This window comes from Ectobacillus sp. OTK, from assembly GCF_059698935.1.
In genome coordinates, this window is sequence record NZ_AP048547.1 from 5133213 (window position 1) to 5156818 (window position 23606).

Annotated in this window: 19 protein-coding genes and 2 pseudogenes; 8 read left to right on the top strand and 13 right to left on the bottom strand. The window is 40.4% G+C overall.

The genetic code is table 11. From position 1 onward, the window contains the following. Positions 1–62: 62 nt before the first annotated feature. The gene (locus tag AC6HZ4_RS25465) at positions 63–1619 is read right to left on the bottom strand and encodes a S8 family peptidase (protein WP_497495838.1); all 1557 of its coding nucleotides are present in this window, start codon (positions 1617–1619) and stop codon (positions 63–65) included. A 405-nt stretch (positions 1620–2024) separates the two neighbouring features. Then, a pseudogene (locus AC6HZ4_RS25470) lies at positions 2025–3689 on the bottom strand (M4 family metallopeptidase); the annotation flags it as partial. Positions 3690–4063: 374 nt separating this feature from the next. On the opposite strand from AC6HZ4_RS25470, the gene AC6HZ4_RS25475 reads away from it, so the two are divergent. The 3 genes from AC6HZ4_RS25475 (at position 4064) to AC6HZ4_RS25485 (ending at position 6496) form a co-directional block, all read left to right on the top strand. Continuing rightward, positions 4064–4417 (top strand): response regulator transcription factor, encoded by a 354-nt coding sequence (locus AC6HZ4_RS25475; protein WP_497492669.1) that lies wholly within the window; start codon positions 4064–4066, stop codon positions 4415–4417. A 526-nt stretch (positions 4418–4943) separates the two neighbouring features. Then, the gene (locus tag AC6HZ4_RS25480; RefSeq protein ID WP_497492670.1) at positions 4944–5687 is read left to right on the top strand and encodes an HD-GYP domain-containing protein; all 744 of its coding nucleotides are present in this window, start codon (positions 4944–4946) and stop codon (positions 5685–5687) included. Positions 5688–6019: 332 nt separating this feature from the next. Continuing rightward, positions 6020–6496, top strand: coding sequence for a hypothetical protein (locus AC6HZ4_RS25485; RefSeq protein WP_497492671.1), 477 nt, complete (start codon positions 6020–6022; stop codon positions 6494–6496). A gap of 391 nt (positions 6497–6887) precedes the next feature. On the opposite strand, the gene AC6HZ4_RS25490 is transcribed toward AC6HZ4_RS25485, so the two are convergent. After that, positions 6888–7271 (bottom strand): nuclear transport factor 2 family protein, encoded by a 384-nt coding sequence (locus tag AC6HZ4_RS25490; RefSeq protein WP_497492672.1) that lies wholly within the window; start codon positions 7269–7271, stop codon positions 6888–6890. Positions 7272–7759: 488 nt separating this feature from the next. Here AC6HZ4_RS25490 and shc point away from each other — a divergent pair, with 488 nt between their 5' ends. Continuing rightward, the gene (gene shc / locus AC6HZ4_RS25495; protein WP_497492673.1) at positions 7760–9658 is read left to right on the top strand and encodes a squalene--hopene cyclase; all 1899 of its coding nucleotides are present in this window, start codon (positions 7760–7762) and stop codon (positions 9656–9658) included. Between the two features lie 101 nt (positions 9659–9759). Here shc and AC6HZ4_RS25500 read toward each other — a convergent pair whose 3' ends face one another. From AC6HZ4_RS25500 to AC6HZ4_RS25520, 5 genes are all read right to left on the bottom strand, one after another. After that, positions 9760–10224, bottom strand: coding sequence for a CBO0543 family protein (locus AC6HZ4_RS25500; protein ID WP_497492674.1), 465 nt, complete (start codon positions 10222–10224; stop codon positions 9760–9762). After that, on the bottom strand, positions 10133–11323 hold the full coding sequence (locus AC6HZ4_RS25505; protein WP_497492675.1) for a DUF2515 domain-containing protein: 1191 nt from the start codon (positions 11321–11323) through the stop codon (positions 10133–10135). The genes AC6HZ4_RS25500 and AC6HZ4_RS25505 overlap by 92 nt, the downstream gene beginning before the upstream one ends. A gap of 353 nt (positions 11324–11676) precedes the next feature. Continuing rightward, positions 11677–12141 carry a GNAT family N-acetyltransferase gene (locus AC6HZ4_RS25510; protein WP_497492676.1) on the bottom strand — a complete coding sequence of 155 codons (465 nt, stop codon included), beginning with the start codon at positions 12139–12141 and terminating at the stop codon, positions 11677–11679. 65 nt (positions 12142–12206) lie between these two features. Continuing rightward, positions 12207–13481 (bottom strand): MFS transporter, encoded by a 1275-nt coding sequence (locus AC6HZ4_RS25515; RefSeq protein WP_497492677.1) that lies wholly within the window; start codon positions 13479–13481, stop codon positions 12207–12209. 76 nt (positions 13482–13557) lie between these two features. Then, entirely contained in the window at positions 13558–14340 is a 783-nt protein-coding gene (locus AC6HZ4_RS25520) for a PhzF family phenazine biosynthesis protein (protein ID WP_497492678.1), read from the bottom strand. Positions 14341–14970: 630 nt separating this feature from the next. Between AC6HZ4_RS25520 and pdxR the strand changes: the two genes are divergently transcribed. Further along, positions 14971–16449: a MocR-like pyridoxine biosynthesis transcription factor PdxR gene (gene pdxR / locus AC6HZ4_RS25525; protein WP_497492679.1), complete on the top strand. Its 1479-nt coding sequence runs from the start codon at positions 14971–14973 to the stop codon at positions 16447–16449. A 165-nt stretch (positions 16450–16614) separates the two neighbouring features. Here the strand turns inward: pdxR and AC6HZ4_RS25530 are convergent, their stop codons facing one another. The 3 genes from AC6HZ4_RS25530 to AC6HZ4_RS25540 form a co-directional block, all read right to left on the bottom strand. Further along, positions 16615–17214: an ABC transporter permease gene (locus tag AC6HZ4_RS25530; protein WP_497492680.1), complete on the bottom strand. Its 600-nt coding sequence runs from the start codon at positions 17212–17214 to the stop codon at positions 16615–16617. Between the two features lie 181 nt (positions 17215–17395). Continuing rightward, complete coding sequence (locus AC6HZ4_RS25535; protein ID WP_497492681.1) at positions 17396–17710, bottom strand: YjcN family protein; 315 nt, start codon at positions 17708–17710, stop codon at positions 17396–17398. Between the two features lie 439 nt (positions 17711–18149). After that, positions 18150–18803 carry a YdeI/OmpD-associated family protein gene (locus AC6HZ4_RS25540; protein WP_497492682.1) on the bottom strand — a complete coding sequence of 218 codons (654 nt, stop codon included), beginning with the start codon at positions 18801–18803 and terminating at the stop codon, positions 18150–18152. A gap of 464 nt (positions 18804–19267) precedes the next feature. Between AC6HZ4_RS25540 and AC6HZ4_RS25545 the strand changes: the two genes are divergently transcribed. Then, positions 19268–20008, top strand: coding sequence for an MBL fold metallo-hydrolase (locus AC6HZ4_RS25545; RefSeq protein ID WP_497492683.1), 741 nt, complete (start codon positions 19268–19270; stop codon positions 20006–20008). A 391-nt stretch (positions 20009–20399) separates the two neighbouring features. Continuing rightward, the gene (locus AC6HZ4_RS25550) at positions 20400–21644 is read left to right on the top strand and encodes a serine hydrolase domain-containing protein (protein ID WP_497492684.1); all 1245 of its coding nucleotides are present in this window, start codon (positions 20400–20402) and stop codon (positions 21642–21644) included. A 267-nt stretch (positions 21645–21911) separates the two neighbouring features. On the opposite strand, the pseudogene AC6HZ4_RS25555 reads toward AC6HZ4_RS25550, so the two are convergent. Continuing rightward, positions 21912–22040, bottom strand: a pseudogene (locus AC6HZ4_RS25555) (recombinase family protein); the annotation flags it as partial. Between the two features lie 64 nt (positions 22041–22104). Next, the gene (locus AC6HZ4_RS25560) at positions 22105–22446 is read right to left on the bottom strand and encodes a hypothetical protein (protein ID WP_497492685.1); all 342 of its coding nucleotides are present in this window, start codon (positions 22444–22446) and stop codon (positions 22105–22107) included. Positions 22447–23116: 670 nt separating this feature from the next. On the opposite strand from AC6HZ4_RS25560, the gene AC6HZ4_RS25565 reads away from it, so the two are divergent. Then, positions 23117–23599, top strand: coding sequence for a DUF2975 domain-containing protein (locus AC6HZ4_RS25565; RefSeq protein WP_497492686.1), 483 nt, complete (start codon positions 23117–23119; stop codon positions 23597–23599). Positions 23600–23606: the final 7 nt, after the last annotated feature.

A 23606-nucleotide genomic window follows, 5' to 3' on the forward strand; every position in this document is an offset into this window, starting at 1 on the left:
TGCTTTTTCTGCTACAACGTATCCTTATTAGAAACAGGATTTATTCGAGGTGCACCGAGCGGCTATTTACGGTTGGAAAGGTACTTGACAGCCTGGTATGCATCCAAACGTCCCCAGCCATATGCAGAGTCATAGCCGCTGTCGCCTAAATCAACGCTTGTTTTCTGCAATACTTTAAGCACTTCATTAGACTTAATAGACGGCTTGATTGAATAAAGCAGACCTACAACCGCTGACACATGCGGAGCCGCCATGGAAGTTCCGCTCTGATAATAAATCTCGCCATTAGCATAGAAGCTTGGGATTCGATCTCCTGGGGCAACTAAATCAAGGCCTTCACCAGTATTCGAAAAGTCAGCTAATTCATCGAGGTTATTTGTAGCTCCTACGGAAATTGCAAATTCTGAGCTAGCCGGATAGCTTAATGTACCTTCCCCATCGTTACCTGATGATGCAACAATCGTAGCTCCCTTACTGGATGCATATTTAAGCGCATCCTCCATAACAGGGCTAGGCTCTGGACCGCCGAGGCTTAGGTTAATAACCTTTGCTCCTTTATCAGCTGCATAGCGAATACCTAAAGCAATGTCTTCAACATAACCTGAGCCTTCTGCATTCAAAACCTTAACTGGTAAGATCTTCGTATGCTGGTTGATTCCTGCCATCGAGTAATTGTTTCCTGAAGCAGCGCCAATAATACCAGCAACATGTGTACCATGATCACCATCATCAAAGGCGTCCGCATCCTTATTTACAAAATCATAATCAATGTTTGTAAGAGCTTTTCCTGCAAAATCGCTAAGCTCATAATTTAGTCCCGTATCAACAACTGCAATCGTAGTATCAGGGAGTTTCTTTCCGGATAGGAATTTCTCCATTGGAACGAATTTAATATCCGCGCCTGCCTTCCCGGCATTTCCATTTTCTCCAGTTGTTTGGCCTGTATTTTCCAGTGACCATTGCGTTGGATACTGTATATCCTTACTTAAGGCATGCATCGTTTTGCTGATTTCAACATATTCAAAGATGCTTTGCTTCTTTAACAACTCTACCAGCTTCAATTGAGAGCTCTTTACTTCAAAGACATACGTATCTTCAGCCTTTACAACATCATTAGCTAAGCTTTGAACCTGCACATTATCCTTAATGCCTAAAGCAGCCACGGATTTCTTAACAGACTTTGTAAGCTCGTCCAAGCTGATACCCTTCTTAGTCTTCACAATAATCTTATTGGATGATTCTTGTGCTAATCCAAGGTTCTGGATAGCTGTTGAAAGATCTCCTCCAGCAAGATTCAAGCTATTCCAAAGCTCATTCAGCTGCTTCACATGTTCTGCAGAGGCCTTTTTCTCAACTGTTTCCTTCAGATGCTGCATAACCTGAATATCCTGCTTTGTTAATTTATACGAGCTGGCTTTTCCTGCACTTATGTTTTGAAGCTCAGCTATAACAGGTTGCAGCTGCTTAAGATCATTAGTAACTGAGCTGCGGAAGCTGGAATCTACAATTGCATCATCTACTACTTCACGGGAAATGCCGTAGTATAGATCAATGATCGCTTTCCCCTTCTCTGTTTTCCGCAGGAGATTTTCACGAATGCCTCTTAAGCTGTCCAGCATTCCTGCAAGAGAAGTGTTAGCCTGAGCACTAATTTCTACTAAACACTCTTCTGGAGGATCAGTCGGCTCCTTGTAGATCGGCTCATTATTAATTGTAAATACCCCTATTCCAGTACTTTCTACCTTCACGTACAATGTACCCTCCCACGCTAATGGGAAATCAATCTCATTCAATTGGTTGGTGTAGCCTGGGAAGCCTTCTCCCTTTTCTGCATCGTCTTTATCCTTATATACTGAAATATAAGAATCATAATCCCCGGTCACAGAGAATTTAATATGGGAGTTTTTATCTACTACAGATTTAGGGTCGATTTTAAACCATCTTACATCCCCTGCTTTTTTAAATTGGAAAGAAAAAGGCTTTGCAATATTTAAAGTAGTGATTTTGGACTCAGCAGGCAGTCCGTTAATTCCAACCGCAGCAAATGCGTTTGTTACTGTCGTAACTTCAGCTGCCTTTGCTCCATATAGATCCTTTGCAGATTGTATCGCAGCATATCGTAAATGCTGGAAGTTAGATGTAGGCGTTAAATATTGTGTAAGTGCTCGGTAAAAGATTTTCCCTAGCTTGTCACTGCCAATTCCTGCTACCTTCACACCGTAGTGTGTTCCACCTTCACTGATCAAATACGCTACCTTATTGCTAATACCGCTGTTTGTATGCACGCCCCCATTATCCTCAGAGCCCGTATAACGCTTGGAATAATGATCTGGGTCCCCAGATTTCGTCGGATCGGCCATCGAACGAAGGGCATCCCCCGGTGTGTTTGGCGTATATACATCCTCGCCAATCTCCCAATCTGCGTTTTTCTTATTATAGAATTCAATCAACGTACCAAATACATCTGACATCGATTCGTTAATGGCCCCGGATTCATTCTCATAGATAAGGCCTGCAGTATGCTCAGTCACAGCATGTGTAATCTCATGGCCAACAACATCTAGAGCACCGGATATCGGGCGGAATACCTCTCCATCCCCATCGCCATATACCATTTGTGTACCATCCCAGAACGCATTGTTATAGTCCTGACCATAGTGCACTGTAGAATGGATAATAGCCCCATTGCCATCAAAGCTGTTTCGATTAAACGTCTTCTTATAATAATCATATGTAACACCTGCATAATAATGAGCGTCGACGGCTGGTGCATCATACGTCTGATTCAACTTGCCATCAGCATCCACCCATAGCTTCCCTGGCAGATCCTCTGTAGACTTCGCATCATACGTCTTAATACCTTGCCCTCTTGTATAATCCTGCAGATAGTAGCTGTTCTTTACTTTATTTACGCGAAGTACTTTCTTATCACCTAGAACGCCAATCCCGCTTGCTGTCGCTTTCGCTTGTGCTGTAATATCCGACGTGCCCTCAAAGTGGATATTATTAAACTTATGAATAACAGCCCCCGATACAGCATCAATAAAATAGTACCAGTTTCCAGGCTCAGGGCTAAGGAAATTCAATTTTACTAAATAGGCCAAATGTGCCTTGCCTTCAGACACATAGATGTTAAGATCGGAAGTTGGATTTTGAGTAAATGTCGGCTTGAATTTTAAATCCTGCTGCGCTGTAGCAATCGCTTGATCCGGGCTAATTTTTTTCTCTTCCTTAATACCCTCTTTAACTACAGCTTCAGGAACGATAGAACCGGAGAAGGATTGGAGAGTCCCTTTATTGATATGGGCAATTTGCTGATAGCCGAATACTGGAATACCCTTATATACCTGCTGGAGGCGAACAACCTGATATCCCAAGTCGTCTTTCTCTACCTTAGCCGTTGTAAATAATTCCTTAGCATCACTTTCCAATTGATATGTACGTTTTGCGCTATTTAAAAACCCGTATACAATCGTTTCTGGAGCACTGTTAGAAGGAGCTGTGAGTGTACCAGAGATAAAATCAGGTGAACCTCCAGCTTGTGTAATTCCTATCTCCTCGATCGATTTATTAGCAGCTGCGCTTGCTGATGTTCCTGCTGTACCTTCTGCAATCGATATACCTGGAAATAGCATCTGGGATAATGCTAGAGTGGTAATCGCTGTAACCGGTATAACCCTCTTAAACATACTAAAACCCCTTTTTCATATTAATATAGACTTGTAGCGTAAGCCCCCCGAAATAAATCCTGCTTTTCTAGTATTCTTTTTACCTGTTTTTTATTTGTGCAGCCTCCTCCTCACATGTATTTTCTTTTCATCGAACTGTCCCTGATAATAGATTCATTCATCTTTAACTAATTACATTCAGATAAAATAAACCTACATAACCATAATTATACATATTTAAACATCCTTGTCACTCACATTTATTGTAAAAATAGATTATTACGTAGAATTAAAAAGAAATTTAGTAATAGAAGCATAGAATTACTGCGTGATTATACAAAAATCTCCTATATTTTGCGTGTATTTCGCGCATCTCATAAATAGATTGGAAATATATGTCACCTTCCTTCCATTGCCAACCAGGCAAGCTTCATGCCATTCGGACGGCAGCAAGCGGCGGCGCTGTTTTCGGATCAGACATAGCGGCCAGAATGCTGGACTACTTTGTTATTTCTAATCGTTATGAGCCGAATGATCCAGCCTATACTGAACTGACAGTGCGGGAACGTGAGATTTTAACGTTGATATCCAGAAACGCTACAAATGTGCAAATTACCTCGAAGCTTCATCTTAGTGTGAAAACTGTTGCCAATTATGTGACCAATATATTAAATAAACTACAGGTATCTGATCGGCAAGAGGCAAAAAAAATCGGAATCCAATGGAGATTGGATCAGGGATTAGAATAAGCACATCGTTAAAAATAGTATCATAGGTAACAACAAAAATTTGTTTAGGGGAAGGATGATGCATCCAAATCCCCTTATTCTATTAAAAACAAGAAAAAAGTCGAATTTTGGCGCAATATGATATCGCTTTCATTATCGGTTAGAATTCAATTCCCTAGCTAACCTATTGTAAAATAAACCATATACTCTGCATAAAGCGCTAAATCATAGAAAAATCACCCTTATTTACCTATGTTACCCACCAAAAATAATATGCCTGGATGTGATTCTGATTTCTAAAATAATCAATCTAACATTACATAATTCGACTTTTTTCCGTTACGGATTTCTCTTACTTTTTATATGCATTCCATTTATACATGAATGCATTTCAAAAGAACTTCCTGTTCTCCCGCTCCTTATCCTTGCTGTAATATTTTTAGGAATTGGCTTTTGGAGCCTGCCAATCTGGCTTTTAGCCTTCTTAACTACGATTTTGGCTGTTTACCGTGTATATCTGATAGACACATCAAAGATCATTTCTCTTATGCTGTTATTTTATTGGATTACTTACCTAATCATCATGCTGATCTCTGTTACCCTAATGAGAAACTATCAGCAAACGGAAAAAAATCATTCGGAATTCATAGCAGCTCTTTTCAAATCTCTAGATTTTAGGGATCCTTACACAGCAGTTCATTCTCACAATGTAGCTCGCTATGCGAAACGGATAGCAGAGGAAATGAAGCTGCCTGCATATCAGTGTGAAGCAATCGGTATAGGCGGTTTACTCCATGACATTGGGAAAATTGGAGTGCCGGAGCATATACTCACAAAGCCTGGACGATTAACGGACGAGGAATTTGCTTTTATTAAGACTCATGTTGTTATTGGGTATGAAACAGTAAAGCATATTTCTATCCTTAAAGAAACCGGCATTCCAGATATGGTATTGTATCATCACGAAAGATATGATGGAAAAGGATATCCGGAGGGCTTAAGAGGAAAGGAAATCCCACTATCAGCACGTATCATTGCTGTTGCCGATGCCTTTGACGCGATGACCTCCAACCGTGTGTACCGGGAGGCCCTTGACTGGGAGTACACCCTTCGTTCACTTGAAAATAACAAGCATACACAATTTGATCCAGAAGTCACAGATGCCTTTTTAAGGCTATTACGAAAAGAAAAGATACAATTTTTATCGAAACATGTGGCAAATGACAAAAGCTATTATGATATTTACTCCCGTTTGCATAAACGAAAGCAAGGATTGCATTCCCTCTCATAATAAGAAACAGGGCTTGCCCATATGCAACGTTGCCATAAGGACTCTAAAAAGCTCCTTTGAAGAACAAAGAAGCTAACTCCCCTATAAACCTAGACAGTTAGCTTCTTTGGATGTCCCGCCTTTTGCTAAGGGCTGCTGCCCTCCCAAAGTAAGTACTCCTCCATTTTTTCTCTGCCGCTGCCAAGAAATCCACACCAACCAGCATGGACAAATGAAGCTGCTAATACTGAACCTGTCAAAGATATTATCTCTTATTGGACAAACGCACAAACAAAATCACTAAAATTAAATATAAATATAATCATATTAAACCAAAAGAAAAGGGAGTAACAATGGCTAGAATTCAGAACTTTCCTCAAGGCCTTATTAATGAACACAGCAGATGGCATATGCAGCACATGGGGCGGGCACGCTCAGGCGATGGGGTAGACTTTCTTTCATTTCACCGGTTTTTTTTGCAGGAAGCTTTAGATTGGTACAACGCGCAAGGACTAAATCCAAGCTTGGTAGAACCTTGGTCCTCTATTCCTTCCGAAATAAAAAATCACCCTAGATGGACCGAAGAGCTGGAAGATGCAGAATATCGAATTGTTAATAATCTGTCATCCTTCCGTTCATCTGATGAATTGGGACGTTTTTTACTTGCTTCATTCCTTCATGACGCTGTTCATATAATAGGCAGTGAAGTCTTTAATGACAGTGATTTCGGTCGAATTTCACTGTCCCCGCGAAGCACACTCTTCTATAATTGGCACGGTCTCATCGATAATTGGTGGAGACAGCTAGAAAATTTGAGATCCGGCAGATGAAAAAGGACCAAGTATAGATTTCATACTATTGGATATTTGATAGCATTACCATAGCCATCAACCTAGCAAAAACAAATCCCCCAAAACGAGAAATTTGATATCTCCAGATTGAAAATATACAAAATTCTTGTTTTGGGTGTACTTTTCATATTTAGCTTGATGGCTATGGGATAGCATTCGAAAAATACAAATTTACGACGGCAAGCGGAAAACTAACAATAGTTAATCCTTATAGCTATTCCGCCATTTCCAAACTAGCATGGAGTTCTTGCCTGGCTCAGCAAGCTGCTGCCTCGCAGTATTCATTATTGACTGAAAGGCTTCCTTAAGCATGTACAGACGAAGGAGTATGTTTGTCGGATACTCAATATTCTGCTAATCCTTTATTTCCTTAGCTATAGTCTTCGATTACTAATAATTTCTCATCTTTAATCTTAAATACTGACTTCCCTTGAAGCTTTATTTTTTCCCCAGCTTTAAGTCCGTTAGGTAAATCTGCCGCTAGTGTTCCTTCATAATCAATTTCAGCCTCAATCATATCATCCGTGATCGAATAATGGTTTATCGTCTGATGTCGATGTAAAAAAAGCTTTTTTGATTGTTCGGCTATTTCACGAAATTGATCGATCCCCTTTGTCTCAACATTAATTACACCATTTGATATGTTTCTGAATTCAATATCTTCGTGTAAAAGTTTCAAAATCCCATCAACATCAAAAGAGTTGTACGCACTTACATAACTTTGAATTAATCTTTTTATTTCGCTGCTTTTCATAAATCATGCTCCTACCATAAATTATTTTTTATGAGGGATCTTACTGCCTATCCATCAAGCTGATATGAACAAAACTGATTCCCCCAAAACTTAGAAGTCATGACAAGGCTGTACATCAGATGAGAATACCTGCAGCTCCGGCTCATCTGCGCCTCCAATAAACCAATCATTCTTGATATCTTCAATTACGGATACCTGGATACGCTTAGTTACCCCTCATTTACTATTAATGTCAGTATATAGATTCATCACAAATAAATGAACTCCTGTAAAAAGTCCAATAAATGCTCATAATCTTCTGCACAGGGTATTGATATTTGAAAACTATTTTTTTGATTAGTGATGGATTAGCAAAGGAAAGCCATGCCTGAAAAAGTTTTGCCCATTTTGACTGCCATCCCCCTTCCTTGATCCGATGAATTTCCATGCAGTCTAAGGAATATGTATATGAAGATATATTTCTTAATTGGGGAGAGGGTTGATAGCACATGCTGCATAAAGCGGAGACTAAAATCAACCGAATTGTGAAGGTATTGCTTCATGATCAATTACCGGAGGGGTCGTGGAGTTATCCGTTTGAGACCGGGATTGCATCAGATTGTTATATGATCATTCTATTGCGGACATTAGAAATCAATGATGAAGAACTAATTAAGGCTTTAGTCGATAGAATTATCAGTAAACAGGGGCGAAATGGATCATGGAGGCTGTTTCGTGATGAGGAGGAGGGAAATCTGTCTGCTACGGTTGAAGCATACTATGCGCTTCTTTACTCAGGTTATCGAAATAAGCATAATCAGGAAATGCAAATGGCAAGACAGTTTATCCTATCTAAGGGCGGTATCTCGAAGGCTCATATGTTTACAAAATTGATGTTGGCTATAACCGGACAATACGAATGGCCGAGTGATTTTCCTGTTCCAATTGAAGCGATGCTCCTTCCGGTTTCATTTCCAATTAGCTTTTTTGATTTGTCTGTATATGCCAGAGTAAACCTTGCGCCGATTTTAATTCTTGCTGACGATCAATTTAGCATAAAAACAGCATACTCTCCAGATTTAGCTGATCTGTTTCTGGAGAGAGGGATTCCCTTTTTTAAGGATATACAATTGAACGAGGATGAAGAGATCAAATGGCGATCAATTTTGGCGATGGTCAAACAAGGGATTCAAACGCTTCAAGGTCTTCCCGAGGAGCTTCACTTAACGGCTCTACGCCGGGCAGAGCAATATATGGTAGAGCGAATTGAACCAGACGGAACATTTTACAATTATTTTAGTTCAACCTTTCTGATGATATTTGCTTTATTAGCTCGGGGTTATTCGAAAAATCATCCGGTTATTATCCGTGCGGTTCAGGGATTAAAGTCGATGGTTTCGCAAATTAACGGAGGGCCTCACATACAGTATACGACGGCAACTATTTGGAACACAGCGTTAATCAGCTCTGTTTTGCAAGAAGCGGGGGTTCCTGCTTCAGCCCAGGTCATTCAAAAGGCGAACCAATATTTACTTTCCCGCCAGCATGACAAGCATGGCGATTGGGCAATTCATAACTCGAATACACAGCCGGGCGGTTGGGGATTTTCAAACGAGAACACCCTTAACCCTGACGTGGACGATTCAACTGCTGCTTTAAGGGCAATTCGAACATTCGCAACAGAACAGGCCCCTTACCGCCAATCATGGGACCGGGGAATCAATTGGGTCATTTCGATGCAAAACAGTGATGGCGGATGGCCTGCATTCGAAAAAAATGTAGATCACCAATTTCTTACCTGGCTGCCTGTTGAGGGAGGAGAAGATTTTCTGATTGATCCTTCGGCGGCTGATTTAACAGGGAGAACATTGGAGTTCCTTGGAAACTGCACACTTTTGAATAGGGACCATCGAATTATCAAACGCGGAGTAGATTGGCTGCTGCATAACCAAAGGGAGGACGGCTCCTGGCATGGCCGCTGGGGAATATGCTATATTTATGGGACATGGGCAGCCGTAACAGGAATGTCCGCTATTGGAATAGCATCGGATCATCCCGCTATTCAAAAGGCTGTGAAATGGCTGCATGGAATCCAAAATCCGGATGGCGGCTGGGGAGAATCTTGTAAAAGCGATATAGAAAAACAGTATGTGCCATTAACGGTAAGTACACGTACACATACTGCATGGGCGCTGGATGCACTGATCGCGGCTTCAGCTAAAGCTACGCCTGAAATTGAACGGGGAGTGAGATTTTTAGTAGATATAAAGCCACAGGATTGGACGATAGGCTACCCAGCAGGAAGAGGAATGGCAGGAGCATTCTACATCCACTATCATAGCTATGAGTATATTTGGCCGTTGTTGGCTCTCGCTCATTATAAACAGAAATTTAGCGGGGTTGTTTAGAAAAGGGAATATAGCATCAAAAAATCATATTAAGAAGAGAACCCACATTCATAAATCTACCAAGGAAGTTTGTTTTTAGATTTCCATAAAACAGCAGCCTGCTATTGGACCCATCGATAAAATTTCCATATAAGAAGCATGAAGATCGTGTACCCGAAAAAGGAATAAGAATGGTGCCATGCTTCGCTATGGGTAAACCATCCTAAATTCTCCGCAAATTGTTCGGAAACATTCATACAAAGTCCAATCAAAATGATAAATAGGATTCTTAAAAATGCAGGCAATGTTTTCGCGGTCCATAAAAAGAGGGCGGTAAATACCGGTAACACCAATAAAGTAAAAGCGACATTGATTCCAAACACATCTGGGAATGGCCTTGCTGGAAAGGCATACATTTGTTTACCGACAAATAGTAAGTCTAAATACGTCCCGATGAAACAAGAGAAAATGATGGTGGCTACAAGGGCCTGATAATTACTCGTCTTCTGCTTCCTCCCGGAGCAGGACGTTTTTTTTGGCCAAAATCGCAAGTTCAATCTTTTCAAGCGTTTTGCAGTATTCATCATAAATCCCCCCAGCCGTATTTTCTTCCTTATCGATTAAATAGTCTATGATACGCCAGTCTTCAAACCAGTCCCCGCTTTCCGCCTCTTCATGATCAATATCCTTCCATGCGTATATTAACCGCGGACTGTATAAACGATCCGCCCCTTCTCTTAATTGGCATTTTTTTATCCGGCGTTTATAAAATGCACGAGAGAATGATTCGTTTACATCATAAAACAAATGCGGCCAGTAGTCTTTTCGTGAACCGGTATGCCGATGATCATGAGCCCAATCTATTACGCCTGATAATATGCTCTCACGGCGAAACAGCAGTGAATATAATCGCTTGCCCAGCAGGATCCGCTCATGAAGGGAGGTGAAATGCTTAATTGTATCACCAAGTAGCAATGTTTTTTGTTTGGTCTCATCCTCATAGAACGGGAAAAGAATATGATTAAAGCGAAAAAAATCATAAAGCTTGAATCCAATACTACTTAGTACGGTCTTGTTAAAATAGTCATTTTGAATGACCCGTTTTTCTAAATAGCTTTGTTCATTAATAACAGTGGCAATGGCTAACGTATAGCGGTCGCCTGTTCTCCAAAAATGGTTCCACATCGTTTCCATAAACGTTGATACATTGAAAAAAGGCAGAAGATGAAACAGTCTGCGAGATTTTTTGACACTTTGTTCATATAACAACAGTTGCGGGTACACATCCTGGAATATCAACCAATTCCCCCGTTCTAAAAAAGAAAAGAAGGTGAGTTGATCTTCTTCCGACAATAGTCTTGTATATAGCTCCCCTTTTAAATCTGTCATATTCCAACCGCCATTACGCGATACCATATGTCCAAGCAGTGCCCAGTGTATTTCTGGGTACCGGAGGTAAAATTGATAATAGGCATGTGTTCGCGTCACATTATTTTTGTTATGTTTTCTTGTTCGTTCTTTAATTTCATGAATGAGCATTGTCTCATCTTCCGTTAACTCCCATGCTTTAACGGAGGTTTGTTTGTTCTCACCTTTTTTCTTTAATTCATCCTTTACATATAAAAGAGAATACGGAATTGCCTTGGAAAAGCCATTCCACTCTCCCTTTCGATTGTTGTGGTGCATCCCTCTTCCTCCCGTTAACATGAATGTTCTTCCTTTAAGAATGCATGCTTCAAATAGTAAGAATTTTTTAACGTATACTAGCAGGGCGGCTACCATCATTTTATTACGCCCGTTAGGAATACATGATGATTGTTTCTTCATGCAAGGGATCTTTTAGTCCAAGCCTAGTGTTATTGATTTTGATTGAGGATTTGTTTTCGGAGTAGAGTCTCTCCGTCAAAACACGAATGTGTTTATCGGAATTCAATGCATCTAGAGGCTTACAAAAATGCCCTCCAGCAATCTGGAGGGCATTCGTATTTAAATCATCAAGTGTTGGCGGGAGTTAGCCTAAACTAAACTTATTTCTCTCCTTACCAGGATATCGTTAACTCCATATATACCACATCCTCTATCGGATTAAAACAGTATGGAGCTATTTGTTCAAATCCTAAGGTTGTGTACAGCGATACAGCAGCTTTCATGGAAGACAGTGTATCGAGCCGTACTTTTTTGTATCCCAGCTCTGCTGCCTTTTTAATAATCAAAGATGCCAGATGACGGCCAATGCCTCTCCCTTTAAAGCTTGGACGAACGTAAAGCCTTTTGATTTCACATATGTCATCTTCTAATCTACGAAGTGCTACACAGCCTGCTACCTCTTTATCTAACGCAAGAATTAAAGAACCGTCAGGCGGTGCGTACTTTCCAGGTAAGTCTGCTAATTCCTCTTCAAAGTTTTGAAAGTTTAGATCAATTCCAATTGATGTTGCATATTCCACAAAAATATCTCTAATATCTGTTAGATACTCATCCGTTGCCGCTTCTAGATATTGCATGATCTATAGCTCCTTAACTTCTCTTTATATTGTTTTGTTACCATAACATAACTCCAAAATTAATGTTATGCCTTTAACATCTCTTCTTTAGTTATGGACTCGGATGTTTGTTTTTTAATTACGATAACAAATAAACTTGCTAACAAACAAAAAATCCCTGCAAGAATAAATGACCATGTATAGGAATTTAATATTTGATAAATAATTCCCCCGCCAAAAGCGGCTACTGCTGATCCCGCCTGATGAGATGCAAAAATCCACCCATAAACAACGCTGCTTTTTTGAGTACCAAAGACTTGTCTTGAGATACCAACAGTCGGCGGTACAGTTGCAATCCAATCTAATCCATAAAACACAGAAAAGATAATTAGCAAAGTGAAGGAACCTTCAAATAAAGCATAAGGAAGCAATAGGAGAGAAGCTCCCCTTAGACTGTAATACCAAAATAATAGCCATCGGTTATCGAAACGATCTGATAACCAGCCAGAAATAGTTGTGCCTACAAGGTCAAAGACTCCCATAAATGAAAGCAGCAAAGCAGATGTAACTAAAGGTACTCCGAAGCTCATACAGTAAGAAACAAAATGCGTACCAATTAATCCGCTCGTTGAAAGTCCACAAATAAAGAAGCTCCCGGCTAATAGCCAAAATTCCTTGACCTTCACCGCCTCGAATAAACCATTGAAAGCAATAATGATAGGATTTTTCTTTTCAAAGTTATCTCTCTCTTGTTTCTCTCCCTCAAGTCCATATGGAAGGATGCCAATATCTTCAGGTGTATTTTTCATAAATAATAAGATGATAACAAACATGATAGAACTAAGGACCAGAATCAATCCAACCGCCCATCGCCACGAATAATGATCAATCAAAATGGCTAAGACAGGAAGCAGTATTAACTGGCCTGTTGCTGTACTGGCAGTTAATATCCCTACTGCAAGCCCTCTTTTTTTCTCAAACCAACGATTTGCAATATATGGACTTAATACTGTCAAAAATAATCCAGACCCTAATCCTATGATAACGCCCCAAATCATAATGAGCTGCCAGGAATGCTGCATAACAAAGGTTAGCAGGAGGCCAGCCAACAATGTTGCCATAGATATCACCATTATCTTCTTTAACCCCAGCACTTCAATTAATGCAGCCATAAAAGGACCTGAGATACCATATAAAAACAGACCAATTGCAAAAGCGAGTGAAATAACAGATCGATCCCAGCCGAACTCCTTTTCAAAAGGATCGATGAAAACCCCCGATGATGACCTAACAATTCCAGCTACAATAATGGAGAAGAAAGAAATAATCAAAATAATCCAACTATAATGAATACGCTTCAAGCCCTCACCTACAATCTTAAAAATTTACAGTCCCAGTTTTTCAATTTTCCGTTCTATTTCCATAACGTGCAATTCCTTATTGATTTACCTGAAGGTCTGCAATGGAATATAAAACTGCTGACCCGCTGATTGTTACTCTGTCGCCGACCAATTTGCAGTATAATGTTCCGCCGCGCTTGGAAAGCTGTCTTGCCACCATTTCATCCTTGCCCAGACGGTTTGCCCAGAAAGGGATGAAATTACAATGTGCAGAACCACATACAGGGTCTTCATTTACATTTAATTTCGGGAAAAAGCATCTAGAAACAAAATCGTATTTTTCACTCTTTGCTGTAATTAAAACACCCAAACCATCCGGCAATTGTTCCAGCTTAGAAAAATCAGGAGATGCATTTTGAACGTCCTCTTCCTTTTCTAGTACAAACATTAAATCTCTGCCAAGATAAGTTTCGATAGGTTTTACGCCAAGAGCTTCAACCATTTGCTCTGTTAGCGTAAATGCTTCAGGCATTCTGCTAGGGAAATCCATTTCGTAAAGTTCATCTTTTTTTACCACAACAAGCTCCCCGCTCATTGTCTGAAATTTAATTCTATCCACATTCTTTTCATAATAGTTGGCAATTACATACGCTGTTGCCAAAGTAGCATGTCCGCATAGGTCGATCTCTCCCCCAGGAGTAAACCATCTTAACCGATATCCGTCTCCCTCCTTCACAGCAAATGCCGTTTCAGAAAGGTTATTTTCAGCAGCAATTTTTTGCATTGTATCATCTGGAAGCCATTTCTCCATAATACAAACAGCAGCAGGATTTCCTTCAAATAAATTCTCAGCAAACGCGTCTACAACGTAACATTTCATTGTATAAACCTCCTTGTTTTTATATCAACTAATCAAGCTTAGAACTAGCAAAGGCTGAGCCATGCACGGCAATCATCCCAGCAGCAAATCCAATGCCCAAATAACCTCATACAGTTGGCAAACATACCCGCTTCTTCTTGCGCAATAACACTATTACCCATCTTCCCGCCTCATAGTAAAACTACATCGTTAAATCCTCTCTAAACATGATAATGTATTCACTAGACCATGTTATTTTATATCAAGACTATATATAACACTCAATATGCTTGTATAACACTTAAAGGAGATTAACCATGTACATTGAAATTCAACAGTTAACTTTTCTGTCCAACTAAGTACAGCCTATCCAACTTTGGATTCAATATATGAAGGTAAACGTACAGGATGATCCCTCTTCATTATCATTAAGGCGCAGGCAAGTATCCCAATTACAATAGCCATATTTATTACCATGAGAAAACGAAGGAAATTCCGGAGCTTTTTTCTTTTGCGGAACTTCTAAAACCCAATAATTTTGCACATCATATCCCTCCGAGTGTTATAATGTGTTCGTTCACTAGTGCTATTTTACGCCAATACCATATATAACACTCAATACACCTGTATAACACTTAAAGGAGATCAACCATGCACATTGAAATTCAACGTAAAGCTGAGATTTCACTTTCTAAGCAAATATACCTGTCTATTATTGATCACATCCGTTCAGGACTCTTGCAGGAAGGAGCACAATTGCCTTCAGTTCGCGATCTATCAAAACAGCTTGGAGTGAGTTTGGTTACAGTAGTGAAAGCGTACAAGGAGCTGGAACAAGAGGGCTTCATTATCTCTATCCAAGGAAAAGGAACATTCATAAATGCGGAAAGAAAAGACGTAGTAGATACAGCGCAAGAGGTTCCCGCTTTTGATTGGCAGCTATCTGTTCAAGATTATTTAACTAGATCTCAGTTTGCCCAATTTCATCAGGTCCCTGAGAAAATTCATCTTGCATCCTCTATGATTGATCCTGGACTTCTTCCTAATCGATCTTTAGAGCGGGGGATTCATCAAATTCTTTCTGAAAACCCTAGAATTTTATCTCAATATGGAGAGATCCAGGGTGATTCACAGCTTAGAAATGCAATGTCCGAGTATTTAAAAAGATTGGGAATTCCTGCTGCACCTGATAACATTTTAGTTACGAGCGGTTCACAACAAGGAATGGATCTTGTTACTCGTACATTTGTCGGACCGGGTGATGTGGTTGTGATGGAAGCCCCTACCTATCCAGGAGCGATTGATGTTTTTCGTGGGAGGGGTGCTACCATACTTACCGTGCCTGTTGATCATAATGGGATGCGGGTAGACATACTTCAAAATATATGTGATAAGTACAAACCAAAAATCATTTATACAATCCCTACTTTTCATAATCCAACCGGTGCTGTTATGACTCCAAAGCGCCGCAGACAGATTCTTGATATAGCTCAAAGCACTCAAAGCATTATTATTGAGGATGATCCATGTGGTGAGATTTACTTTGGGAAAAAACCTCCAGCTCCAATTAAAAGTATGGATCACTACGGTCATGTGATTTACTTGAAAGGTTTGAGTAAAACACTAGCGGCAGGCTGCAGGATTGGAATAGTAGCTGCTTCCGGTTCCATATTCAATCGTCTATTGGCAGCCAAAGCAAATACTGACTTAGGAAGTCCCTTGCTCACACAAAAAGCAATCTTGCCATTTATCCAGTCTGAAAAAATGATAGATCATATGAAAAAACTAAGAACCGCTCTAAGGATAAGACGCGATTTGGTTCTTGAAGTGCTTTCACAGCATTCGCCTGCCGGGGTATCATGGGTAATCCCAGAGGGGGGATTAAACCTATGGATTAGCCTTCCTTCCTGGATGAATACGAATCGCCTCCTATTAGAAGCAAAAAAACAGCAGCTCACATTCTTACCCGGAGCAGCATGCTACCCCGTAGAGCACGAAAATCATCATTTACGATTAAGTTACTCTTATATGAGCGAACAGCTATTACAGCAAGGGGTTACAATATTATGTAACATTATTCATTCTGAAATTTCATCAAAAACAGTGCAGGATAGTTCACCCTATTTTTGATGTAAATCCGCTTTTTCTTGGTGCTGTCTGTTGATATAGGATGCGTTATTAGAAATTAGATTCACTTTAAAGAGATGTAAAATAAATGAAATTTTATACTTTTCTTTTTAGGCATAAAAAAACTTGAATTCTGGAGAAATTCAAGTTTTTTTACGAGCTCTTAATCTAGTGAGCTGGAGACGGAAATCTAGCGGCTTCAAAGCGTGAAGATGTAGCGTCTGCAATTATTTGACCAGCTGCGGAACTTTGAAAAAACACCTCTACTCTATCTCCGGCATTTAACTGAATGTCAGTAGTAACAGTTATAACATTGCTGAAAAAAATTGTACTAAAGAAATCGTTATCTGCCGCTACCTGCACACCATTTACCGCAATAATTAGTAACGCTCTATAAGGATTGACAGTATTATTAGGCGCAAATCTAACACTTGCAATGATAGAGTATACACCTCTTGTTGCTGGAATAAATGTTGATAGACCTGCATTATATTCATTCGCTAAATCAAATTGTTCAATTGGATAGAGAACTTTTACTACTGTATTTGCTGCAACAATTTGATTTGCTGCTTTGACCGCCCTGAACGCTGATGATCTTACGTTTTCTTTTTTCTCATCCTTCTTATGATCACAACAATCTACATTCACATTAATAATAGGAGCATCATGCTTTTGTTTCTTGCTCCGTGAATAATCGCTGTAATCATAGTTGTAAAAATTGTCGTACTCACCTCTTTGATCTCTTAATTTATCATAGTAATTTCCCATATTACACCTCCTCTACTAAGTCATAATAAAATAATATTAAGATTTGATAGTTTTGCTTGTACAACTGCCCATCATTGCTTACAAAATTTCAAAATGCATATGTATCCACGTCAAGTTAACCTGCTCCCACATTTAAGAATGCCTGATACACTAATTTTGAACAATACACCTTAATTGAGCATCATGGACCTGTTCCAGCCTCTACTTTGTATGTTCCGTTTTCTGCCTTCTTTGCATAAAACAATGTCGCTGTATCGCCAGTAGGACTATCCCAATCAATCCAGGCCACTTCATATCTCTCGCCATATTCAGGGTCTGTCTCTTGAAAACGAATAAGAGCAAAGAAACTCTGGTATGGAGATCCTTGCTGATAAATATAATTACGAATTGCCGATGTTGGTGAGGAATCATCGTGAACAATAGGTGCTACTATCGGAGGAAGAACTCCAACTAATATGATTAAGGCTGCAATGAAAACTAAAATTTTTTTCCTCATAAATTCTCCTTTTTAGTAACTTTGTAATACGGCAAACCGCCCCTGCTATTCTGAAGATGCTTCACAGCATCCGTTGCAGGAAGTTAATTTGGACTTGATTTCAAGATAATCTTAAAAGACATTAGTAACGTTCTACCTCTTTTACTCCCGTTTTGTGGAAGAACTTTTCAAAGAACATTTTGAAGAAACGCACCCGTTCGTTCAAGAAAAGTGTACCCTTCAGCAAAAATCCAAAGAGTACACTTTTGTGTGCAGTATTTTTCTTTTCTTAGCTGGTAATGCGTAGCCTGTTATACGTTAGTTTGCTTATACTCTACGAATCACTTTTTTGTTTTTTGTCCATTTTAAATTATTTGATTGAGTGTTACCTGCGATCTAAAAGGGAGTTCGAATGAACGCAAAGTGAGGTAATATCTTAAAGTTTGATTAATTTATTTTCTTATCGAATGTACTTGTGCGAGCCGTCACAATAGGGCTGCTTTTGAGATAGTCCACAAGTGCAATCATTTAATCCCTTTCCATTGAGAATTTGTTGCATACTTTTTTCAACCCTTGACTCTCGAGTTTTGGATTTTTTGGCTTTAGAAAAATAAAGAATGTATTCTCTTTGTCGTCCCGGCGTCAATGCTTCAAAAGCGGTTTTCAAGGCAGGGAGTTCATCGAATTTATTTTGAAGTTCTTCAGGAATTATGAATTCTGTATTCTTTTTAAGATTCACTTCCGAACCGGCCTTTTCAACTTCAATGGCTTCATAAATATAGGCTTTCAAGATGGTTTCCATTTCAACTATTTCTTGAACATTGGTGAACCGAATCTGGCGCGCCGCCTGTACATTCTCCGTTTGTTGGATTAGAATTCCATGGGCATCCTTTAACAAGGCACCTTTGTGAAACAGAAGCGCACAATATTCTTTAAATCCATGTATTAAAACTATGTTTTTTTTCTCAAACGTATAACAAGGATGCATCCACTTAAATTCTTCGGTCAGCTCACAGTCAAGAACGATACTTCTCAACTTCTCATATTCTTCCTTCCACTTTTTGGATTTACTTAAAAATTCATCAACCTTAGGATTCATTCTACTATTTGTCATCAAGGAACACCCCTCTTCAATTTTTTGATCAGCTGACACTCAAGAATGATCATTCTCAATTTCTCCAATTCTTTCCCATTAATTAAGACAATATATCATTAGTTTTATTCTCTTATCATCAAGTATACTTCTTCAACTAACCTCCCTATAGTTTAGGTATAATCTTTCACAAACTCCATAATCATTACCATAAGTATTCAATTCTCCTTGAGATTCTTCCTCCATTAAATGGCCCGTTTGTGGAAGAACAATCATCTGTTCCAGTAAAGAACTTTTTTACAAAGTAAACAACTTTTTTTCCACAGAACAGGTTAAACTTTTCGTGCAAAAAATCTTGAAAAAAATTAAGGTTACCGCGTATCTTTTTAGCTCCCTTATTCGTTTGCTATTTATAAGGAGTGAATTTTCTAGAGGGAGGCCCTCATAAGGAACGTTCACTAAATCTATATAAGGGGGAGATAGTAATGCTAGTTTCAAATAGAGTAAAAATGCTGAAATTGCAGATTGAAGCTTTTGGCAGTCATCAGGAGTTGAATCCCACTCTGATTTGGGACGATGAAATTGCCATTCTGATCGATACCGGCACACCTGGACAATTTGAACAAATACGTATAGCCATGAATGAGGCCGGTGTCTCCTTAGAAAAATTAAAAGTCATTATTCTAACACATCAGGATATTGACCACATAGGCAGTTTGCCCGAAATCCTGAAAGAATCTGGCGGAGACATTGAGGTCTATGCTCATGAGGCAGATAAACCATATATCGAAGGGAAACTACCTCTCATGAAAGGAAATCCCAATAGTATGGCTTGGCAATTAGAGAGGCTTCCAGAAGACAAACGCCGGGAAGTATTGGCCTCAGTAAAGAGTCCTCCAAAGGCCAAAGTGGACAGAACGTTGGCTGATGGCGAGGAGCTTCCGTACTGCGGGGGAATTCGCGTTATCTTTACACCTGGCCACACGCCAGGCCATATCAGCCTTTATTTAAGAAAAAGTAAAACTCTTGTTGCTGGAGATTCAATGTTCAGTGTAGAAGGCATTTTACAAGGACCCCATCCACCGTCCACACCAGATATGGATACCGCATACCAATCCTTGAAAAAGTATTTAGATCTCGATATTGAAAAAGTAATTTGTTACCACGGAGGATTAAGTAAGAATAATATTAAAGAACAGCTCCTAGGTATTGTCAGGAAAATATAACCGGCTTATGGAGTCTATGTATTCTAAGAGGCTCTCGGATTGACTTAGTTCCGCGCTATCAAATTAAGATCTTGTGATTCCTCCAAAACGAGGGTTTTATACTTTTCGCTATAAGGCTAGCTTTATCATTTTTTGAGTAACCTGTTCCGCTAAATTAATGGGCATGGGGTTCTGACGCATCTCCATAAACATAACGCCTGTTATTTCTCCATTCCTCCATTTTGAATGGTTTTCTTCTATTATCTTTAGGTATAAAATTCAATGAACAGTTATATCTATATCTAAAAGGAAATAGATTAGATAGAGTGACAAAGGACTTTCAAGCATGAATAACAAAAGAGAATTTGTAGAACAAATAGGGCTGATAAAAAAGTAAAGAGAGGGAAACCAAATGAAAAAGATTACAACGGGACAAAGCAACAGCGGCTTTTCCGAAACAGGGCTGCGCAGAATGCGCGACGTGCTGGCACGGCATGTCGAGTCCGGGAAGATTCCTGGGCTCGTCTCCTTGGTTAGCCGATATGGTGAGACGCACGTCGAAGCGATCGGCACGATGCGCCATGACGGTGGCGCGCCGATGCGCCGGGACACGATCTTCCGGATGGCCTCGACGTCCAAGCCGGTTACGATGGCAGCGGCGATGGTCCTGCTCGACGAGTGCAAGCTGCGGCTGGATGACCCAGTAGAGCAGTGGCTGCCCGAACTCGCCAACCGACAGGTGCTGAAGGGAGCCGACGGCCCGCTGGACGATACCGTGCCTGCGCGGCGGCCGATCACCGTACGGGACCTGCTGACCTCCACGTTCGGGCTCGGCATGGATATGACGTCGCTGGGCACTCCGATCATGGACGCGGTCTTCAAACAGGGGCTCACGCCCGATCTACCGGAGCCGATGCCCGAGCCGGATGAGTGGATGCGCCGCCTTGGCACGCTTCCGCTGATGCACCAGCCCGGAGAGCGCTGGCAGTACCACATCAGCAACGATCTACTCGGCGTGCTCGTCGCCAGGGTCACGGGCCAGTCGTTTGAGACGTTCCTGCGCGAACGCATCTTTGCCCCCCTGGGCATGAAGGACACCGGTTTCCACGTGCCCGCCGACAAGATCGACCGGCTTCCGCCCCTCTACGCCCCCGACCCGCAGACCGGAGAGTTCATCGTGTGGGACGAGGCCAAGAGGGGACGCCACAGCCAGCCTCCGGCGTTCCAGGGCGGCGGCGGCGGACTTTCCTCCACCGTCGACGACTACCACGCCTACTTCCGGATGCTGCTGAATCACGGGATGCACGGGACCAAACGGATTCTGTCCCGGCCCGCCGTCCAGCTGATGACCACCAACCGCCTCACGCCCGAGCAACAAGCTGCCCGAAACGCCATGGCCAGCAACAACGTCCATGTGTCATTCGGCCAAGGGCAGCACGGCGGCTGGGGCTTCGGGATGGCGGTGCGCACCTACCGTGGTGACTACGCGTCCATCGGCCAGTTCGGCTGGGACGGTGGAAGCGGCACCACGACGTACGCCGATCCGGATAAACAGCTCATCGGAATCCTGCTCACCCAGGTCGGGATGTCCACCCCGGATTCAGCGCGGCTTATCCACGACTTCTGGACCATGGTCTACCAGGCAATCGAAGACTGACACCGAGCCCGTGGTTCGTCGTTCGTTTAAAAAAAGGCCAGTGAATTTCATCGACCTTATTGGGGCAGAACCAGGACGTGACGAGGAGTTGGTTGGACGGAGTGGAAGCGGGCAGGGGCATAGCTGCAAGTCCTTGGAGGTCTATTCAAAGCTTGCAATCACCGATGCCCAGCAGGGATATAACGAGATCATCAATAAGTTTCCCATTTAATTACATCTACATTGCGGGTGGTGTCAGCTTCGCTGGTACTACCCCTCATAGCTGGTTCAATTTAATGTACCTTCATATTCTTTTATTATTTTATAAAAAGTATTTTTCTTTAGTTCTAATAGTTCCATAAATTTAACTCCAGTTATTTCTCTATTTTTCCACTTCGGATAAGTTTCTTCTATTAAGTTATGACACTTTTAAGATATAAAAAAACGCCATTATCTTTGGTGCAGATATTTCTAGTATTCTTTAGTTAAAGTCTTGTGTTTTCTCCTGTTCTTTTTTCAACCTGTTGAGTACACGATGATAATGGTACATAGGAATCCAAAAATACACAACAGTAATAGCAAATATCACAATATTAACGAAATTGCCGCCAGTAAAATCTTTTAAGGACCAAACCTTTGTGACTACATACAATTGGATAAGTAGAAACAATACTACAAACCCTAAGAATTTTAACTTAACAGAAATGGGATATTTTCTTGTACCCTGTCGGTCATTTGGGTATTTTGCCTCTAATTTGGCCATGAGTTCCGCTAAAAACCAAACCGCAAATCCTGCTATCAACAATGAAAAAGCTGCTTCCATAACTAAAATACCTCCAATCGCATAACCTGTGTATTTTAATGTTTCATGGTTCCTTATATATTCCCCTCTACTTTTCGCTATTTAATTACAATTGTCCTGAAGATTACAGAAAAGGCGGGTGTTTCGGGTGGAGAGCTGTCCAGTCTACCTCTTCCGTGAAACTCAATAAAACCGGTGCTATACGGCCAAGTACCAGCGTCGGTGCGACCAAGGACAAAGTATCTTTGGAGAATGCCACGCTATAATGGGCAATCAGGCATAATTTATATGAAAAGTTGCTGATCTTACAGTAACAAAAACGTTCGTTTTTGTTACGAGAAGTTCATTTTATCGTTTTGGTGTGTACCTGTCTTTTACTTGTCGTATTTCTTGCATAATTATTTGTCGCTATATATTAAAATTAGAGTGCTGTTGAATCATAATAAATTTGTTTCTTTTACAAGAAGATTGTGAAGAAACGTACTTAAGCTAACGGGACAGGTTAGCTGTACAAGTTATAAATTTAATGGTTTAAAGTTATAGAGCATTTCTTTGAATGAGGAATGCGTTTTATTTTTACTTAAAACAAAAACTCACAATAAAAATATTATCCAAACTAATAAAAATTTATTGTAAAACGATAAAATATATATTAAAATCAAAATCAGAATAAATAAGTGAGGTGCTTTTTATGGAAAAAGTAACAACGTTGTTTTTAAAAATAGCTGTTATTCTTTTAGGGGTCCCAGTTCTTGCTCTGTGCATCTTTTTGGTGCCTGAGATGGCGAATCTTGCAGCAAAATTGCTTCCAGAGTTTGCTTTTATAAAATATCTCGTTTTCATCGCTTTTGATGCATCTGCGATACCTTTTTACTTTGCTTTGTATCAGGCTTTCAGACTCTTATGCTATATTGACAAAAATAAAGCTTTCTCCGATTTATCTGTAAAAGCTTTAAAGAAAATCAAATACTGTGCCATCACAATCAGTATTTTGCATGTGCTAGTTTGGCCGCTCTTCTATATCTTTGCGGAAGTAGATGACGCACCAGGAGTTATCTTTGTCGGATTGGTTGTTCCTTTTGCTTCGATGGTTATCGCAGTCTTTGCGGCCGTTCTCCAAAAACTTTTACAAGAAGCAATTAATATCAAATCAGAAAATGATTTAACGGTCTGAGGTGAAT

Coding starts and splice junctions, on each gene's coding strand:
- AC6HZ4_RS25560 (WP_497492685.1), bottom strand. CDS start 22,446: ATGGAAGCAGCTTTTTCATTGTTGATAGCAGGATTTGCGGTTTGGTTT.
- AC6HZ4_RS25485 (WP_497492671.1), top strand. CDS start 6,020: ATGGCTAGAATTCAGAACTTTCCTCAAGGCCTTATTAATGAACACAGC.
- AC6HZ4_RS25550 (WP_497492684.1), top strand. CDS start 20,400: ATGAAAAAGATTACAACGGGACAAAGCAACAGCGGCTTTTCCGAAACA.
- AC6HZ4_RS25540 (WP_497492682.1), bottom strand. CDS start 18,803: ATGACAAATAGTAGAATGAATCCTAAGGTTGATGAATTTTTAAGTAAA.
- AC6HZ4_RS25465 (WP_497495838.1), bottom strand. CDS start 1,619: ATGCTGGACAGCTTAAGAGGCATTCGTGAAAATCTCCTGCGGAAAACA.
- AC6HZ4_RS25480 (WP_497492670.1), top strand. CDS start 4,944: ATGCTGTTATTTTATTGGATTACTTACCTAATCATCATGCTGATCTCT.
- AC6HZ4_RS25505 (WP_497492675.1), bottom strand. CDS start 11,323: ATGCACCACAACAATCGAAAGGGAGAGTGGAATGGCTTTTCCAAGGCA.
- AC6HZ4_RS25510 (WP_497492676.1), bottom strand. CDS start 12,141: ATGCAATATCTAGAAGCGGCAACGGATGAGTATCTAACAGATATTAGA.
- AC6HZ4_RS25565 (WP_497492686.1), top strand. CDS start 23,117: ATGGAAAAAGTAACAACGTTGTTTTTAAAAATAGCTGTTATTCTTTTA.
- pdxR (WP_497492679.1), top strand. CDS start 14,971: ATGCACATTGAAATTCAACGTAAAGCTGAGATTTCACTTTCTAAGCAA.
- AC6HZ4_RS25535 (WP_497492681.1), bottom strand. CDS start 17,710: ATGAGGAAAAAAATTTTAGTTTTCATTGCAGCCTTAATCATATTAGTT.
- AC6HZ4_RS25500 (WP_497492674.1), bottom strand. CDS start 10,224: ATGATGAATACTGCAAAACGCTTGAAAAGATTGAACTTGCGATTTTGG.
- AC6HZ4_RS25475 (WP_497492669.1), top strand. CDS start 4,064: ATGTCACCTTCCTTCCATTGCCAACCAGGCAAGCTTCATGCCATTCGG.
- AC6HZ4_RS25530 (WP_497492680.1), bottom strand. CDS start 17,214: ATGGGAAATTACTATGATAAATTAAGAGATCAAAGAGGTGAGTACGAC.
- AC6HZ4_RS25490 (WP_497492672.1), bottom strand. CDS start 7,271: ATGAAAAGCAGCGAAATAAAAAGATTAATTCAAAGTTATGTAAGTGCG.
- shc (WP_497492673.1), top strand. CDS start 7,760: ATGCTGCATAAAGCGGAGACTAAAATCAACCGAATTGTGAAGGTATTG.
- AC6HZ4_RS25545 (WP_497492683.1), top strand. CDS start 19,268: ATGCTAGTTTCAAATAGAGTAAAAATGCTGAAATTGCAGATTGAAGCT.
- AC6HZ4_RS25520 (WP_497492678.1), bottom strand. CDS start 14,340: ATGAAATGTTACGTTGTAGACGCGTTTGCTGAGAATTTATTTGAAGGA.